This window comes from Vibrio intestinalis, from assembly GCF_025195085.2.
In the GTDB taxonomy this organism is placed as follows: domain Bacteria; phylum Pseudomonadota; class Gammaproteobacteria; order Enterobacterales; family Vibrionaceae; genus Vibrio; species Vibrio intestinalis.
The window spans coordinates 87013-102619 of sequence record NZ_JANAVY020000006.1 but is presented as its reverse complement, the minus strand read 5'-3'; the positions used below and the strand labels follow the sequence as shown (position 1 = coordinate 102619).

The following is a 15607-nucleotide window of genomic DNA, read 5'->3' as shown; positions in this document are numbered from 1 at the left end:
GTGTTGTCGTAGCCCAGCGTAAGGTCTTGACCTTGAATTCGACTGGTTAAGTGGGAGTTAAGGTTAGAGTCTGTCACGATTAAAGATCTCGACGTTGAGCTAGTAAAAACAGTAAATACACACCACCAATTAGGCCTGTCATTGTGCCGATAGGCAGTGAGAAATCAAACGGTAGCAATTGGCTAATCAAGTCAGCAGAGATGAGTAGAATCGCTCCCATTAAAGCGGAGCCAATAATTAGGATTTGCCCACCGCCAATCAAGCGAGCAATCAATTGAGGGGCGGCCAATGCGATGAATGAAATTGGGCCAGCAGCACCAGTGGCTAAAGCGGCTAGGATCACGGCGATAAAAAGCATCAGCAAGCGGGTGGTTTCAACGTTGACCCCAAGCTGCTTGGCTAAGTCATCACCCATTTCGATAAGCGACAGTCGGCGGGCAAAATAGGTCGCAGCAGGGACGAACAATATGACGCCAAGCATGACTGGCAGAGCATGTTGCCAAGTTCTTGCGTGCAGCGATCCCGCCAGCCATAAATTGGCCGTGATTGCGCTATCAATATGGCCTTTGACCAACATCAGGCTGTTCAGCGCAGAAAGGATGGAGCCCACCCCAATGCCGATAAGTATTAAACGATAGCCACCGACTCGGCCATGTTGGCGAGATAAGAGGTAAACTACAACCGCAGTGGCAAGGCCACCTCCAATCGCAGATAGGCTAACGGCTAAGCCAGATTGTTCGAACAAGACGATTTGTGCGATAGCCCCTGAAGCGGCGCCAGTGGTAAAGCCGATGATGTCGGGAGAGCCTAATGCATTGCGAGATAGAGATTGGAATATCGCACCAGAGACGCCCAATGCAGCGCCAACAAATAGGGCAGTGGTAATCCTTGGTAAACGTATGTTCATCACCACACGTTGCTTAAAGCCTTGGGTGACGTCGCCACTCACAATGGCCCAAACTTCATTTAAGCCAATGTTTAGTTTACCAACAGTGACAGAGTAAACCGCCAACAAGCAAACGGAGCTGAGCAGTGCAAAGTAGGTGAATGCTTGCTTTCTACTCAGGATAAGCTGGCATGAGCCAACTTTTACTACCGAGTAGTGTAGTGGGTTTGTGTTTGTCTTACGGTTTATAGCTGCGAGATTTTCCATCTTTTCACCATGTAGATAAAGAATGGACCACCAATCAAGGCCGCCATAATGCCCACACTAATTTCGTTCGGATGACCGATGATTCGGCCAAGGATGTCGGCAGAGAGGATAAGCATTGCGCCGATGACCATCGAATAGGGCATCAACCAGCGATGGTCTGGGCCAACGATAAAGCGCGCCAAATGAGGCGCGGTTAAGCCGATAAAACTGATAGGCCCGGCTGCTGCGGTGGCAGAGCCAGAAAGTACAATGATTGCGCCGCAGGCGATGAGCCATATAACCTTTGGATTGCTGCCCAGCGATTGGCCGAACTCTTGACCAAGAGAGAGCGCATCTAATGCGGGCGCTATTAAAATAGCGGCGATCGCGCCAATAACAATCAGAACCGTGACGGAATAAAGCACATCATACCCACGACCTTGCAGTGACCCCACCACCCAATGACGAAACCTATCAAACACTTCTTGATGGCTGTTAATGGTGATCAAATGGGTTACGGCGAGAAGCACAACAGACAATGCAGCTCCTGCGAGAACCAAGCGAACTGGATTAACGGTTTTATGCAGTCCAGCTAAGAAGTAAACCGCTATACCGGTTAAGCCACTCCCGATAGATCCAAATAATACGTAATCACTCGGTTGAGTGATATTGGCGAAAGCAATTGCTGCGGCAATGGCGAACATTGCGCCCGCGTTAACGCCAAGTAATCCTGGGTCTGCAAGAGGGTTGCGGGTGAGCGCTTGCATCAACGTACCAGATAGGCCTAAGCCAATGCCAACCACAATAGCCAACAAGCTGCGTGGAATGCGGATATGGTGAACCAGCAAGTGTTCACTATTGGTTGAGTCGTAGTTGAGAATGGCGTCGAGTGTGGTTTGCCAGCCAATATCGCGAGCGCCAATGAAAACACTGGCGCACGTGAGAAATGCTAGCAGAGCAATGGCAACAATTAATCCTTGCTTAAGCCGTTGGTGTTTAAGTTCTTGTCTTGCAAAGGCATGAGCAGTAGACATGACTATTCCGCATTTTTAGCAAACTGCTGGGCAATATTGTTGATGATGTTGCGCGCACTGTACGGGTCGATACGAAATGAAGTTAGACCAAGGCCAAAAACCTGTTGGTTTTTTACTGAAGGCATATTGATGAAAACTTCATTGCTCATAAATTCATTGGCCTTCTTCTCATCTGCTTCAATCAGGAAAGTGGTTTCACCCTTTAGCAGCGATAGGTTTTCATAATGCACACGGATAAAATCTCGGTGACGCGCATTACTTGATTGCCAAGCGTCGTTAGGCGCTTCAATATCAAAACCAAGCGAAGAAAGTAGCATTGCGTGTGCACCTTGTGGTCTACCGATGGCATTGAGCATACCAGCTCCGTGATAGCTGATGATGTTGGCCTTGCCCTCTGGAATCACTAAGGTTTGTTTGGTTTGCGCCACATAGCGTTCGTACTCTGCGAGCTTTTCTGCTACTTGTTGCTCTTGGCCGGTAAGTTCACCGATTTGCTTTGCCAAGTCTTGCCAAGATTGAACGCTGTAATCGAGAATCACCGTCGGAGCGATTTGGCGAAACTCTTCCACTTGCTCAAGGGCAGAATCTGCACCAGTTAGAGATACGATGATTAAATCCGGTTCGACGGCATAAGCGGATTCAAGATCGACACTGCCCGCAGGCCAGAGGTTGGTTAAGCCGCGCTCTTTTGCTACCTCATCCCATTGCGAGAAATATTCGCCTTTTACCGCGCCCGCACTACCAACCAGTGGCGTATCCATCGCTAATAGAGTGCCCGTTAAACTCACCGAGGTGGAGATGATTCGCTTCGGTGCGTGCTCAATGACAGTAACGCTACCATCAGCGTTAGTAAAACTGCGTGGCCAAGCCGAGTCTTGAGCGTAGCTAAGGGAAGAAAACAGTAAAATTGCTGATGTGATGATCGCTTTAATGGTGATTGATTTCATAGCTCGTATTTCTTTACAGGTGGCTGACGTTAAGCGGTGTTCGAATATTCTTTAAACTCAAAGGGCCAATAGAGATTGGCCGCTTAGTGTTTGGTATTTCAGGGGTTAATACTCTTCATCCATGATGTCGTGACGAGCTTCGTGATACTCATCTTCATCTTGGCCACGACGCCAGTAAGGAAGGGCATGTAAGTCGCGTTTTTTCAGCTGGTATGTATCGATAAGGTGCTTACGACACGCAAGTACCGCATCGTTTTCACCAGCAATAAATGCGGTCAACTTGCCTGATTGTGCTACTGGGTCGATGGTACGAATCGCATCTAACAGTGGTTCAGAGGCTGCGCGGACTTCGCGGATCACCCAAACCACTTCAACACCTGCGGGGTGAGTTAACCCATGAATATCTTCTTCACTTGGTGCTTCGATAAAGGCGTAACCCTTTGCATCGGCAGGGAGTTGTTCTAACAGCGCGCTGATTGCGGGTAGAGCGGTTAAGTCGCCTGCAAGAATATGCCAGTCTGCTGGTGGCAGAAGAGCCGCTGGCCCGCCTGGGCCTCCAAGGCCGATTTTGTCTCCGGGCTGTGCATTTATCGCCCAACCAGACGCAGGGCTATCTGGGCTATGCGGCACAAAGTCTACATCCAGTTCGTTAACGTCTTCACGGTAGTAGCGAATGGTATAAGCGCGAGAAACGGGTTTGTTTTCTGGCCAGTAGATCTTTTCTTCGGTGCGAGTAGGCAGTTCAAGCGTGCCCGTTTCTTGGTTAGCAAAAAATAGCTTAATCAGTAGCCCTTCTTTTCCGGTAGGAAAGCCCTTGAGATCTTCGCCAGAGAATGTCACGCGAAGTAGGTTTGGAGTGATGTATTCTTTGCGAACACATTCGATAAGACGAGGCATCATACGTCCATCGCTACGGACTTTGGTCATCATTTTTCCTTAAATGAAATTGCTAATAGTAATTATTATCAATAAATAAATTGTTGATAGCAATTAAAAATCGCCGGTAGGCCGCAGGTTTAATCAATAATTAAACTAGCAAAGCATCGAAGGATGGAGTGAGAATAAAAAAAGAGCGGCAGCTGTGCTGTCGCTCTTTGGTTGATTTATCTATGGTCTAATGCGTGAGTTTTACACTGTAAAACGATCCACTAGGCCGTATAGCTCATTGGCACGGCCATTAAGGTTTTGGCTGCCATTGCGGTTTTCGTTTGCCAGGGCCGCAGATTGCGAGCTTTGGTCTGAAATAACCACGATACGCTGCGAGATCTCTTGGCCAACAATGCTTTGTTCTTCAGTTGCGGTTGCGATCAACGAGTTCATATCCATGATGGTATCGATAGATTGTTGAATCTTCACTAGCGCTTCCGCTGCTGCATTCGCTTCACTTACGGTATGAGTAGAGCGAGATTGGCTTGAGTCCATCGCTTTTACTGCCGCATCCGAGGCTGCTTTAAGTTGCTCGATCATGGTGTGAATTTCACCCGTGCTTTCTTGAGTACGGCTTGCTAGCTTGCGTACTTCGTCAGCTACGACTGCAAAGCCTCGACCTTGCTCACCTGCACGAGCTGCCTCGATAGCGGCATTAAGTGCAAGTAAGTTGGTTTGCTCGGCAATATCTTGAATAACTTCCAGTGAAGAGGAAATGTTTTGTACATCACCTTCAAGGCGGGAAATAACCTCGTTCGCTTGTGATACTTCGCCTGCAAGTTCCTCAACAGACTGCGCTGCCGCGTTAACGATTTGCTGCGCTTCTTTGGCATTGTCGTCGGCTTCTTTGGCACTGTCTGCTGCTTGGCTAGCGTTGCTCGAAATCTCTTGCGCAGTAGTGGTCATTTCTGTCATGGCCGTCGCGACTTGTTCTGTCTCTTCACGTTGACCTGTTGCTAATTCATCAACGCGTGCTGCGCGAGATGACATGTGAGTGGTTTCTTCAACAACTTGCTGGCCAACATCCGTAACACTGCGGATGATGTTTTGTAGGCTTGCGACAAAGGCGTTAAAGTTTTCACTTAGGCGAGCGTATTCTGGCGCGCGGAAGTTTTCCATACGCGCGGTAAGATCGGCATCACCGCTTGCGAATGAACTGATCGAGCGATCAAATTGCTCCAGTGGCCCCATAATGGTGCGGTTCACTGCAATAGCAAATGCCGCCACAAGTACAGCGATAACTAAACAGAAAATAACAATCGCAGTAATCGAGCCTTGAAGCGCTTGGTTTGAGTTCGACTCCATTTCGGCAATCACCGCGTCGATATCGTCAGTATAAAAACCAGTACCGATCACCAAATCCCACTCAGGAATGTAAACGGAGTAGCTCAGTTTAGGCAGCGCGATACTTTCGCCCGGTTTCGGGAAATAGTAGGTCGTGAACTTATCTAACTTGGCGTTTTTGATCAGATCTTGAATCAGGTAGTTGCCCTGTTTATCTTGAAGGTTGTAGTAATTTTTACCTATCCCATCAGTGCCTTGACCTATTGCGATACGTACGCCTTTTGAATCGTAAGCAAACACATAACCCGATTCACCGTATTCCAACCCTTTAAGCGTTGGTAATGCTTCCTCTAGAGATGCACCACGATCTAAAAATGGCTGAACAGAGGATTTAGCCATTTGGATATAGGCTTTCAGCTCTTGCTGCTTCATCGCCATCATGTTGGTACGAGTTGCTTCAATTTGTTGCTCGGTAAGCTCTGTGGTCTTGATGTAAGACACGCTCATCATACCAATGGCCATCAACAACAAGGGGATTATAGAAAGGACATACAAACGATTTCTAATAGATAGACTCATAACAATTCCTGCACTGATTTACTTCAATTTTATTAGAATATGTAACTAACCATTTTCAATGATTAACCGGGATGTTAACAACGTTAGCGGCCGATTACTGTGAAACTTGATAGAAGAATCATTAATTATTGAGAAGAAATATCTATATGTGCACTAGGTTCAGCCGCGATGTAATGTGAAACGGCTGAACGTGAGGAGGATGAGTTGTTAATCGTTTGTTTGTTTTTGAGGGGGCAAATAGTTGTGCCAGCTTTGACTAATCGAAGGGTACTGGAATTCGCAGAATTCTTTTCGGTCGCTTAAGTAGTCATTTTCAACTTCATCGAGTAGGTCGCTGTGTTTTTCTGGGTTACTTCCGTACACCAAACACAAAGTAGAAAAATAGCGTTGTAAATCAAAGCTGTGTTCATCGATGTACTCACCGAAATCGTAGTAATCAGGTCTGTCGTCAGATTCGAAGGCGAACATATCCGCGGCGCTGATGGCGGCATCATCACCATCTTCGACGTATTCAATCATCATCACTGCCGCAAAGTTATCGACGGCATCTTCCTCTTTACCGAGAATCGGAATATCTTGATCGGCGATATAGGCGTGCCCAGCTTCATGTAACAGTGTGTGCAAGATGGTATCTATTGCGCCAAGTTCGGCCGATTTATCGTATTTTTTTTCATAGTCATTGGCTTTAAAGTAATTCAGTGCTTGCTGGTAAAACTCGTAGGGCATGTGTACTACGTGACTCTCAGGGTCATAGAGTGGGCCATCATCGCCGCCATATCGAATGGTTAAAGTGTTATCAAAGGGAAAATGCTGATTGGCAAGCTCAACCAGAAGTTGATTCACGCCACTTTGCTTGAGTGCTGTAATGGCTTCTTTTTGTGAGGTGTTTTCACCAGACGCATACTTAATGATGACACTGTCTGAGCTGGCGAAGGCCGATAATGAAAAGGTAATTAAGCTACTGAGCAGTAATGGTTGTATTGGCATGGTATTTCCTTATGGAGCACGTCAGTTTTATTCTATCAGGGTAGCGGAATTTCCCGCCAATGAGGAAAGTGCTTTTTGTTATAGGGCGACAACATTGGCTATGCTATACTCCGCGCCCACAGCAAATTAAGAGTTGATTATCATGAGCATCAAAAAAGAAATTCAGCAGCTAAATAACCGTTTAGATACTTGTCGCCGTAAGTTGGATGCCGCCAAATCTCGTGGTGATCAAGAGATGATTACTAAGTTCACTGATGAAATCGACAAGATCACTAAAAAGGTTTCTCAGCTTAATCATAAGCAAAGCTACGAACTGAATAAAGAACGTAAAAGCTTGCTAGATATGCCTTTTTCTCGCGAGATTACGAAAGCAGAACAAGCGGATATGGGTAAGCTTAAAAAGTCAGTGAAGGGTCTAGTTGTGGTTCACCCAATGACGAAAATTGGTAAAGAGCTGCGTCTGGATGTGATGACAGGTTTTGCTCCGAAGAAATTCTAATCAAGAATTTTGTTGAGCGATTCTCGCTACGAATATAAAAATCCCCGCCAAAGTGCGGGGATTTTTGTTTTTACGCTTTAAATGAATGCTTAAGCGTCTTTATCTGTTTTGTTAGATGCCCATGCGTACATCAGCTCTAGTGCAACGGTTGCACCAGCTAAAGCAGTCATGTCGCTATGATCGTACGGAGGTGATACCTCTACTACGTCCATGCCCACGATGTTCATGCCAGCAAACCCGCGCAGGATTTTGAGCACTTTGTCTGAGTTCAAACCACCACATACAGGTGTACCTGTACCCGGAGCAAAAGCTGGATCTAGGCAGTCAATATCAAACGTTACGTAGACAGGCTTATCACCCACAGTCGCACGTACTTGCGCAACAATTTCATCAGCGGTTAAATCATTAGCTTGCATTGCGTTGATCACATTGAAGCCATGATTTTGCTGTTCATACTCAGTACGAATACCGATTTGCACCGAATGCTTTGGTGAAATTAGGCCTTCGTTTGGCGCATGGTAGAACATGGTTCCGTGGTCGTATGCACTGCCGTTAGCATAGGTATCGGTGTGTGCGTCGAAGTGAACCAGTGCCATTTCACCATAATGCTTCGCGTATGCACGCAAAATAGGTAGAGTGATAAAGTGGTCACCCCCTAGTGCAAACATGGTTTTGCCGTTTTTCAGAATCTCACCGGTTGCTTTTTCAAGGCGGTAAGTGAAGTCTTCTGCGTCGCCGCAATCAAACACTAAGTCACCGGCATCAATCATCTTAACGCGATCAAATAGGTTGAAATCCCAAGGGAATTTTTTGCCTTCCCACGCAAGATTAACTGACGCACGACGAATCGCATCAGGGCCCATGCGAGCGCCCGGGCGACCAGATGTTGCCATATCAAGTGGCACACCCAGTACCACCAAATCGGCATCACTGCCGATTGGGTTGCGTAGATACGGTTGGCGCATAAAACTCATTGAGTTTGAATACAGTGAATAATCAGTTTTATCAAACAAATCATTCATTTAGAAATCCTCTAAATAGGTGTAGCCGCAAAGACCTTGTTCGAGTTCTTGAAGCACTTGTTGTTGTTCTTGTTGGTCAACACGTAGGTTAACCAGCTCGCGGTAGTTATCGCGAATCTTATCTACATCGATGTGCACGTAGCGCATCATATCTTCTACTGAATCGCCTTGGTCAATGCGTTCAATAATGGCTTCACCTTGCTCGTTAACCGACACCACAGCGCTGTGTGTATCACCAAACAAGTTGTGCATGTCGCCCAAGATTTCTTGGTAAGCACCCACTAAGAAAAAGCCCATTAGGTATGGCTTATCTTTGTTCCAAGCGGGTACCGGTAAGGTGGTTTCAATACCTTGGCCTTCTACATACTGCTCTACCGCACCGTCTGAATCACAGGTGATGTCTAGCATTACTGCGCGGCGGTCTTCTAGCTCATCCAAACCAGAAAGTGGTAGAACAGGGAATACCTGATCAATGCCCCACGCATCTGGTAAAGATTGGAACAATGAGAAGTTAACAAAGAACTTATCTGCCAAACGCTCGTTTAATTCATCAAGAATTGGGCGGTGGAAGCGGTTCTTTGTGCTCATTGCACGGCTTAACTCAAAGTAAATACGTAGAGATAGCTGCTCTGCCCAAGCGCGTTGCTGCAGGTTTAGAACGCCCGTTGCAAACTGAGAGTGCACTTCAGCCAAGTCACTTTGGGTATCGTTGTAAATTTCAATTAATGCACGAGCATCACTGCCATCAAGCAGTGTCTGCCAGTTACGCCACATATTTTGAAGTAGCGTTGGTGCATCACTTTCAAGTTCGCTTACTTCTTCCGGATGATACGCTTCTGTACCAATCACGTTGGTGATCAACACCGCATGATGAGCCGTTAATGAGCGACCTGATTCAGAAATGATCACCGGCATTGGCTGCCCATACGCTTGGCAAACGTCACCAACGGTTGAAACGATGTTGCGCGCGTATTCAATTAGGCCATAGTTCATCGAGTTGGATGATTGGCTGCGCGTACCATCGTAGTCGACAGCTAAGCCGCCACCGATATCGAAGAAGTTGATTTTCGCGCCCATCTCACGTAGTTCGCAGTAGAAACGAGCTGACTCGTTCACCCCATTGCGAATATCGCGAATGTTGGCCATTTGCGAACCAAGGTGGAAGTGCACCAATTGCATCGCATCAAGCTGGTCTTCTTGTTTCAGACGCTCAATAACTGTCAGCACTTGAGAGGCAGACAAACCAAACTTAGATTTTTCACCACCACTCGCTTGCCACTTACCAGCGCCTTGTGATGCAAGGCGAATACGCAAACCTAAGCGCGGTTTAACGCCGAGGCTTTTCGCTTCTTTCAGTACCAAATCAAGTTCAGAGAGCTTCTCTAAAACGATGAATACTTTATGGCCTAGTTTTTCACCAATAAGCGCAAGGCGAACGTATTCACGGTCTTTGTAGCCGTTACATACGATCACTGAGCTGGCTTTTTGCGCCAGTGCCAACACTGCAAGAAGCTCTGGCTTACTGCCTGCTTCTAGGCCGAGTTGTTTTGTTTCTAGGCTGGCTTGGCTCGCTAAAATTTCATCTACTACTTCTTTCTGCTGGTTCACTTTAATTGGGTAAACCAACAGGTAATTATTCGGGTATTGGTATTCTTCAATCGCTTGGTTAAAAGCTTGGCAAATACCGTGCACACGTTGGTGCAATATTTGTGGGAAACGCACTAGTACCGGCAGGTTTAGCTGCTTTTGCTCTAGCTGAGACACAATATTGCTCAGGGGGATTTGGTGCGTTTTTTCGTAAGTTGGAGAAACGTAAACTTCGCCTTGGTTATCGATACCGTAGAAACCTTGGCTCCAGTAATGAACGTTGTAGTCAGCGCGAACGCGATCTAATTTGGTTGTTTTTTCCACATCTAATCTCACAAGATTGGCGAGAAAAACGTGAATCCGCCATTGGCCTGATTCACACCTAGCACGTGATGTAGGTTTTACGTGCCTAAATACATCATGATCATTTTAGCCCACGATTTTTGATCGCTTGATTTCCATTCACTTATTTATGGGGTAACAGAGGCTTTATGGTGTTGGCTATTGGTCTTAATTTATTGTTTTATTTAAGTATTTATAGCCAGTGCGTATTTAGGGTGCTACTACGTGTTGGGCGCATTAACGGACAAAAAGCATTCAGTGTCTAACAAATATATTTTGTCGAGGTGATAAGCAGAATGATTCAAATTTTAGAGGCTAGTAAAGGGTAAAAAACCGTTTAAAAATCATTAATTTAAATGGTTAAAACTCACGATTTAGTTTTTGTAAACACTGCACCAATTGAGCCTGCTCATTGTCGTCAATATGGCGAGTAAGGTCGCGAACCAAATCGAGGTGCAATTGGTGGTGATGTTTGTGCAGCTCTAAACCTTCAGCGGTAAGCTTAACCACGATAGCGCGGCGATCGTCAGGGTGGGCGCAGCGGTCAATAAGCCCCGCTTTGACTAATTTGTCGACTTGAACAGTCAGCGTGCCTGTCGTGATAGCTAGCTTTTCTGCTAGCTCTTTCATTCTAAGCACGCCATGGTTACCCAGTACTTCGATGGTATGAATCTGCGCCAACGAATAACCGGTTCCTTTTACGACAGATTGCTCCCACGAGGCCATCTTGTCATAAAACTCAGTCAGTAATTGGTTTAGGTTCTCTAGCTCTTTCATCGTCATTCGGCTGCAGTTCAATCGTTAGGTGACTGATTTTATCAAACTTTGCTAGTAAATGTTGATAGTCCTTAAGGCTTTTATTGGATTGATCTTTTATCGAGATGACTGCGGCAAAGTGATCGGCACTGATTTTCCAAATGTGCAGGTCGGTTACCTGAGCAAAAGGGCTCAGCTCGGTTTCAATTTGCTGTTGGTAGTCGTCGCCAATGCTGGCATCTAGCAAGACAGGCGCGGTCTGTTGTAATAAGCCCCATGTCCATTTACCAATCACTAAGCCACCGACAATACCCATAGCGGCATCAAGCCAATGCCAACCAAGGTATTTGCCTACAAACAGCGCTACGATAGCTAATACAGAGGTAAGCGTATCAGCCAAAACATGCATGTAAGCGGCTTTTAGGTTGTGATCGTGGTGACGGTGGTGGTCATGATGGTCATGTCCATGGTGGTGATGATGGTGATCGTCATGAAGAAGGAAAATGCTGGCCACATTCACGGTTAAACCCAGAATGGCCACCATGATTGCTTCATTAAATTGGATGGTCTCAGGGTTAAACAAGCGATGGATCGATTCTACAAACATCGCGATGGCCACAATTCCCAGTGCAATTGCGCTTGTAAAACCGCCTAAAACGCTCACTTTGCCAGCGCCAAATGAATATTTTCCGCTTTGGGCATGCTTTTTCGCGTAACGATAGGCAAACAGCGTGATACAGAAGGCGGCCGCGTGAGTGCCCATATGCCAGCCATCAGCAAGTAAGGCCATTGAGCCAAACAGAGTGCCGGCGATGATCTCGGCAAACATTGCTGATAGGGTCAGTATTAAAACATACCAAGTACGACGCTCACCTTGATGGTTGTGAGGCGTAAAGTCATGGCTATGAGAAGAGGTTACAGGTTGAGCTGTCATAATAATATTGTTTGATTATCAAAGTATTTGATTGTTAATTTAGTTTGATAGTCAAATTATGTCAATGTTGGCTGACGAGAGAGTATTGGTCACTCGGATCAAAAAACAAAAGCCCCAACCAAGAGGAAGGGGCTTTGAGTGTGAATGACCTAGCTGTGGAGAGTAGGCGTTTCAGAAATTCGGACGTTTAGTCTTCTTCAACCAAACTTACATCTTCTGAGTAATCATCTGATGTTTCTGGTTTGTTACGACCATTCAAGGTATGAAAGCGTTTGCGGCCACGCGCTAACTGAACGTATTTTAGCCATGTGCGCTCAAGTTTGGTTTTCGCTTTGCCTGGGTTTTCAATAACTTTAACGAAGTGCTTCTCTTCAGAGTTTGTAGGAGAAAGTTCGCCAGTCTCTAGGCCAAGCATCGTGTCGCCGTAAAGTGTTAGGAGTTCTTCTTCGGCAAGAGTAAAGTCACCAGATTTAGCGAAGCCACGTGGGAACTTAGTGTTGTCGTAGAAACGTTTTTTGCCATGACGAAATTCGGTGTCAGACATTTTCATAAACCTCAAATGGTATAGTGATGGATTACAACCCATGCTTTCGCGCTTTCTGCACCTGCTTGAGCGGTAGCATTGGTATAAGGCGAAAATTAGGCGTAAAGTTAGCAAAAGAAAAACAAAACATTTTTGTCTTTACTATTAGTGCTTTTTGTTACGTTTAGATAACAGTTTCGACTTTCTCTCTTTCGTAATAATTGCTTTGTTTGCTAATTTAGGGCAGCAATTTCCTGAGGATCAAAAATGGACGTAAAAGTCTTTAAAACATTTTTAGAGCTGGCTAACGTGCGCCACTTTGGCCGCGCAGCAGAGAACCTTTACATTACCCAAGCGGCGGTGAGTGCCCGTATTAAACAGCTAGAAAGCTACTTTGATACTCAGCTATTTATTCGTGATCGTAACAACATCAAACTAACTTCATCGGGCGAGCGCTTAGTCAGTTATGCCGAAGTGATGGTGACGACACTACAACAAGCCAAATTAGAACTATCCCTAGAGAGTGGTAAAGCCCTGCAATTGACGATGGGCGGAACGCCGAACGTGTGGGATGCTTACTTACAAAACTGTTTGAGCATGACAACCGACGCGTTTGGCGGCTACGGTTTCATGGCCGAAGTGATGGGACGTGAAGCATTAGTTCGTAGCTTACAAGAGCGCACGTTAGATATGGCATTCGCGTTTGACCAAATCAAAGCCGACGAGCTTAACTGCAAGAAAGTGGCCGACGTGGTGCTATTGATGGTGTCCACTGAGCCAAGCACTCTAGAAACCGTTTTTGAAGATAAATACGTGTATGTTGATTGGGGCACTAAGTTTGCCTCTGAGCACGCAGATCGCCATTCAAAAGTACCTGCGCCTTATTTACGTACATCCACGGCTCGTATCGCATTAGACTTTATTTTAGAAAAAGGCGGCAGCGCTTATCTACCGGCGTCGTTGGTAGAGCCGTTCCTTGCCAGTGGTCAACTTCATAAAGTAGAAGGGGTAGAAGATTGGATTCGCCCAATTTACTTAAGCTACCGTAAGGCGAGCAGTTCAGTGGATGCAATCAAGCAAGTCGAAGAGTTGGTGAAAGGTATTGATCCAGTAACGGCTTACAGCTTGCAGCAAGTCGCTGACTTACCGATGGATGAGTAATTCAATTTATTGGAATCTAAGCAAAAACCTCGGCCAAGTGCTGAGGTTTTTCTTTATGGGGCTTTTTAAATTCTGGGCTAGTAAGAGGAGAAACACAGTGAGCTATTAACCAATCAGTTAGTTCATTTATGAACTTGCTTGTTCTGATTCTTCTTTCTCTTTAGCGGCTTGTCGTTTTAGTTTTTTGTCTTGATCAAAGTGCCATTTAATAGCGAAGTAACCAGCGATAGCGAGTGCAATCACTTTAATTGCCATAGCAACGTAAGGGAAAAAATCTGTCCAATGGTTCACCGTATGTCTCCTTCGGTTTCTGACACTTGCCACAGTCAAGCGAAGAACGATTAATTTAGATGGGGATTTTAACATACAAGTTACATTGCAACAGCATTGAAGTAGCATTTTTGAGGTTGGATCTTGTATAAAAATTCTCGATATTATTCAGAATGACAGATGGTATTTCGGAAGGTTATCTCATATTTTACCTACATGTTCACAAAATATAACAAAAACAAAACACAGCAACGAAATAAATGAGTATCACCAGCGGGTGTTTATTCAATTAGGCATTGAGTCATGGCGAGTTTTTCGCGGTGAAATAAATTTAAATTCATAGCTGAATATTTGGTGGATAAATAACCGTCAAGCTAATTGAGCATTATCACAATATAACTATCCAAGTACATGTTAAGTTTATTTCAACAATAAAAATAGCAAGCACAACTTTCTTCTAATTAATGGAATCGAAAGGAAACGAAATGAAAAGAACTCTTTTGTGTACTGCCATCGCTGCAGCGGCTACTTTTTCTCTACCTAGTTGGAGCAGTGAAACTGTCGATTATAGCCAAGCTGCGATTACTTACTTAAACCAACTCGCTAACCCTGATGGCGGTATCGGTGCAAGACCGACAGGCACTGAAATGGAGACCAAAGCCGGGGTCTGGATAAAGGATACCTTAACAGGCTTTGGCTACGACGTTACCGCCCAATCTTTTAAATACACTGATAAAAAAGGCGTCGATGGCACTTCTGTTAACTATATTGCAGAGAAGAAAGGTTTATCTGAATCGACCATTATTGTCGTTGCCCATTATGATACCAAAGGAGCAGAAAAGGGCTCTCTTGGCCCTACAGATAATGGTGCAGGCGTAGTTACGACTATAGCGGCAGCGCAGGCTTTGATGGCCAATGAATCTGTGCCTTATACGGTGCGTTTCATCTTGGTTGGTGCGGAAGAGAATGGCCTGAATGGTTCCAAATATTACGTTAAAAATGCACTAGAGAATAATGGGTTGAAGAACGTTATTGGCGTTGTAAACCTTGATACCAATGCTGGTGGTGACATCATGTATGTTCATTCTGCGCACTCTGATTATGATGCTGAGTTTAAGTCGGCATGTGAAAGCATTGGCTTAGATAAAACGACCTACAACTATGAGACTTGGATGCGTGATAGCTTCATCAAAGCATCGGCAAAAACGTTAGGTGAGGATAGATTTGTCGTGCATCCAACGGTTGCTGGTTACCCAGAGGGTGAAACCGGTTCTTGGTCCGATCACGCTCCGTTCTCATGTGCGGGTATTGCTATTGCAAACATTGAAGCAACCAACTACGAGATTAATGGCGAGCACGGTTACGATGGATATTCGCAAACCACTAATGAGCTGATGTGGTCAACGGGTTATAACCCTGAAACTAAGAGTGCGAATGACAGAGAGGCCGAAACGAAATGGGGCAAGATCTGGCACACGGAATTTGACCGTTTAGACAAGCTAGAAGAAGCATTCCCTGGCCGAGTGAATAAGCAAATTTCAGATTCAGTTGATACTCTGATTGAGTTTTTAACCAATGGTGATTACCTCAACTAGAATAATCTAGAGATATAAAGCCTAGCGA

General features: G+C 45.4%; 15 protein-coding genes. 3 read left to right on the top strand and 12 right to left on the bottom strand.

Annotated features, from left to right (window positions below):
* Positions 1–79 precede the first annotated feature (79 nt).
* The 6 genes from MU515_RS10970 to MU515_RS10945 all read right to left on the bottom strand — a co-directional run bounded on the left by MU515_RS10970 (position 80) and on the right by MU515_RS10945 (position 6890).
* Positions 80–1153 (bottom strand): FecCD family ABC transporter permease, encoded by a 1074-nt coding sequence (locus MU515_RS10970; RefSeq protein ID WP_349775442.1) that lies wholly within the window; start codon positions 1151–1153, stop codon positions 80–82.
* On the bottom strand, positions 1132–2166 hold the full coding sequence (locus MU515_RS10965; RefSeq protein WP_260260464.1) for a FecCD family ABC transporter permease: 1035 nt from the start codon (positions 2164–2166) through the stop codon (positions 1132–1134). Before MU515_RS10965 ends, MU515_RS10970 begins: the two co-directional genes overlap by 22 nt.
* Before the next feature lie 2 nt (positions 2167–2168).
* Entirely contained in the window at positions 2169–3113 is a 945-nt protein-coding gene (fepB, locus tag MU515_RS10960) for a Fe2+-enterobactin ABC transporter substrate-binding protein (protein WP_260260463.1), read from the bottom strand.
* 105 nt (positions 3114–3218) lie between these two features.
* Positions 3219–4040 (bottom strand): siderophore-interacting protein, encoded by an 822-nt coding sequence (locus MU515_RS10955; protein WP_260260462.1) that lies wholly within the window; start codon positions 4038–4040, stop codon positions 3219–3221.
* A 201-nt stretch (positions 4041–4241) separates the two neighbouring features.
* Positions 4242–5903, bottom strand: a complete 1662-nt coding sequence (locus tag MU515_RS10950) for a methyl-accepting chemotaxis protein (protein WP_260260461.1) — start codon at positions 5901–5903, stop codon at positions 4242–4244.
* A gap of 207 nt (positions 5904–6110) precedes the next feature.
* Positions 6111–6890 carry a DUF4344 domain-containing metallopeptidase gene (locus MU515_RS10945; RefSeq protein ID WP_260260460.1) on the bottom strand — a complete coding sequence of 260 codons (780 nt, stop codon included), beginning with the start codon at positions 6888–6890 and terminating at the stop codon, positions 6111–6113.
* A 142-nt stretch (positions 6891–7032) separates the two neighbouring features.
* On the opposite strand from MU515_RS10945, the gene MU515_RS10940 reads away from it, so the two are divergent.
* Positions 7033–7389 (top strand): YibL family ribosome-associated protein, encoded by a 357-nt coding sequence (locus tag MU515_RS10940; RefSeq protein WP_260260459.1) that lies wholly within the window; start codon positions 7033–7035, stop codon positions 7387–7389.
* 89 nt (positions 7390–7478) lie between these two features.
* Here the strand turns inward: MU515_RS10940 and speB are convergent, their stop codons facing one another.
* From speB to MU515_RS10915, 5 genes are all read right to left on the bottom strand, one after another.
* Entirely contained in the window at positions 7479–8411 is a 933-nt protein-coding gene (speB, locus tag MU515_RS10935) for an agmatinase (RefSeq protein WP_260260458.1), read from the bottom strand.
* A complete protein-coding gene (gene speA, locus MU515_RS10930; protein ID WP_260260457.1) occupies positions 8412–10322 on the bottom strand; it encodes an arginine decarboxylase in 1911 nt (636 codons plus the stop codon).
* Positions 10323–10700: 378 nt separating this feature from the next.
* Positions 10701–11117 carry a MarR family winged helix-turn-helix transcriptional regulator gene (locus MU515_RS10925; RefSeq protein ID WP_260260556.1) on the bottom strand — a complete coding sequence of 139 codons (417 nt, stop codon included), beginning with the start codon at positions 11115–11117 and terminating at the stop codon, positions 10701–10703.
* Positions 11080–12030: a CDF family Co(II)/Ni(II) efflux transporter DmeF gene (gene dmeF, locus MU515_RS10920; protein ID WP_260260456.1), complete on the bottom strand. Its 951-nt coding sequence runs from the start codon at positions 12028–12030 to the stop codon at positions 11080–11082. Before dmeF ends, MU515_RS10925 begins: the two co-directional genes overlap by 38 nt.
* 187 nt (positions 12031–12217) lie before the next feature.
* Positions 12218–12574, bottom strand: a complete 357-nt coding sequence (locus MU515_RS10915) for a MaoP family protein (protein ID WP_260260455.1) — start codon at positions 12572–12574, stop codon at positions 12218–12220.
* Between the two features lie 246 nt (positions 12575–12820).
* Here MU515_RS10915 and MU515_RS10910 point away from each other — a divergent pair, with 246 nt between their 5' ends.
* Positions 12821–13714, top strand: coding sequence for a LysR family transcriptional regulator (locus MU515_RS10910; RefSeq protein ID WP_260260454.1), 894 nt, complete (start codon positions 12821–12823; stop codon positions 13712–13714).
* Positions 13715–13840: 126 nt separating this feature from the next.
* Here the strand turns inward: MU515_RS10910 and MU515_RS10905 are convergent, their stop codons facing one another.
* Entirely contained in the window at positions 13841–14005 is a 165-nt protein-coding gene (locus tag MU515_RS10905; RefSeq protein ID WP_260260453.1) for a hypothetical protein, read from the bottom strand.
* A gap of 464 nt (positions 14006–14469) precedes the next feature.
* On the opposite strand from MU515_RS10905, the gene MU515_RS10900 reads away from it, so the two are divergent.
* Positions 14470–15579: a M28 family metallopeptidase gene (locus tag MU515_RS10900; RefSeq protein ID WP_260260452.1), complete on the top strand. Its 1110-nt coding sequence runs from the start codon at positions 14470–14472 to the stop codon at positions 15577–15579.
* The last annotated feature ends 28 nt before the right edge of the window (positions 15580–15607 follow it).

Bases quoted from the DNA above. Each gene is read 5' to 3' on its own strand.
- MU515_RS10970 (WP_349775442.1), bottom strand. From the start codon at position 1,153: ATGGAAAATCTCGCAGCTATAAACCGTAAGACAAACACAAACCCACTA.
- MU515_RS10965 (WP_260260464.1), bottom strand. From the start codon at position 2,166: ATGTCTACTGCTCATGCCTTTGCAAGACAAGAACTTAAACACCAACGG.
- fepB (WP_260260463.1), bottom strand. From the start codon at position 3,113: ATGAAATCAATCACCATTAAAGCGATCATCACATCAGCAATTTTACTG.
- MU515_RS10955 (WP_260260462.1), bottom strand. From the start codon at position 4,040: ATGACCAAAGTCCGTAGCGATGGACGTATGATGCCTCGTCTTATCGAA.
- MU515_RS10950 (WP_260260461.1), bottom strand. From the start codon at position 5,903: ATGAGTCTATCTATTAGAAATCGTTTGTATGTCCTTTCTATAATCCCC.
- MU515_RS10945 (WP_260260460.1), bottom strand. From the start codon at position 6,890: ATGCCAATACAACCATTACTGCTCAGTAGCTTAATTACCTTTTCATTA.
- MU515_RS10940 (WP_260260459.1), top strand. From the start codon at position 7,033: ATGAGCATCAAAAAAGAAATTCAGCAGCTAAATAACCGTTTAGATACT.
- speB (WP_260260458.1), bottom strand. From the start codon at position 8,411: ATGAATGATTTGTTTGATAAAACTGATTATTCACTGTATTCAAACTCA.
- MU515_RS10925 (WP_260260556.1), bottom strand. From the start codon at position 11,117: ATGAAAGAGCTAGAGAACCTAAACCAATTACTGACTGAGTTTTATGAC.
- dmeF (WP_260260456.1), bottom strand. From the start codon at position 12,030: ATGACAGCTCAACCTGTAACCTCTTCTCATAGCCATGACTTTACGCCT.
- MU515_RS10915 (WP_260260455.1), bottom strand. From the start codon at position 12,574: ATGTCTGACACCGAATTTCGTCATGGCAAAAAACGTTTCTACGACAAC.
- MU515_RS10910 (WP_260260454.1), top strand. From the start codon at position 12,821: ATGGACGTAAAAGTCTTTAAAACATTTTTAGAGCTGGCTAACGTGCGC.
- MU515_RS10900 (WP_260260452.1), top strand. From the start codon at position 14,470: ATGAAAAGAACTCTTTTGTGTACTGCCATCGCTGCAGCGGCTACTTTT.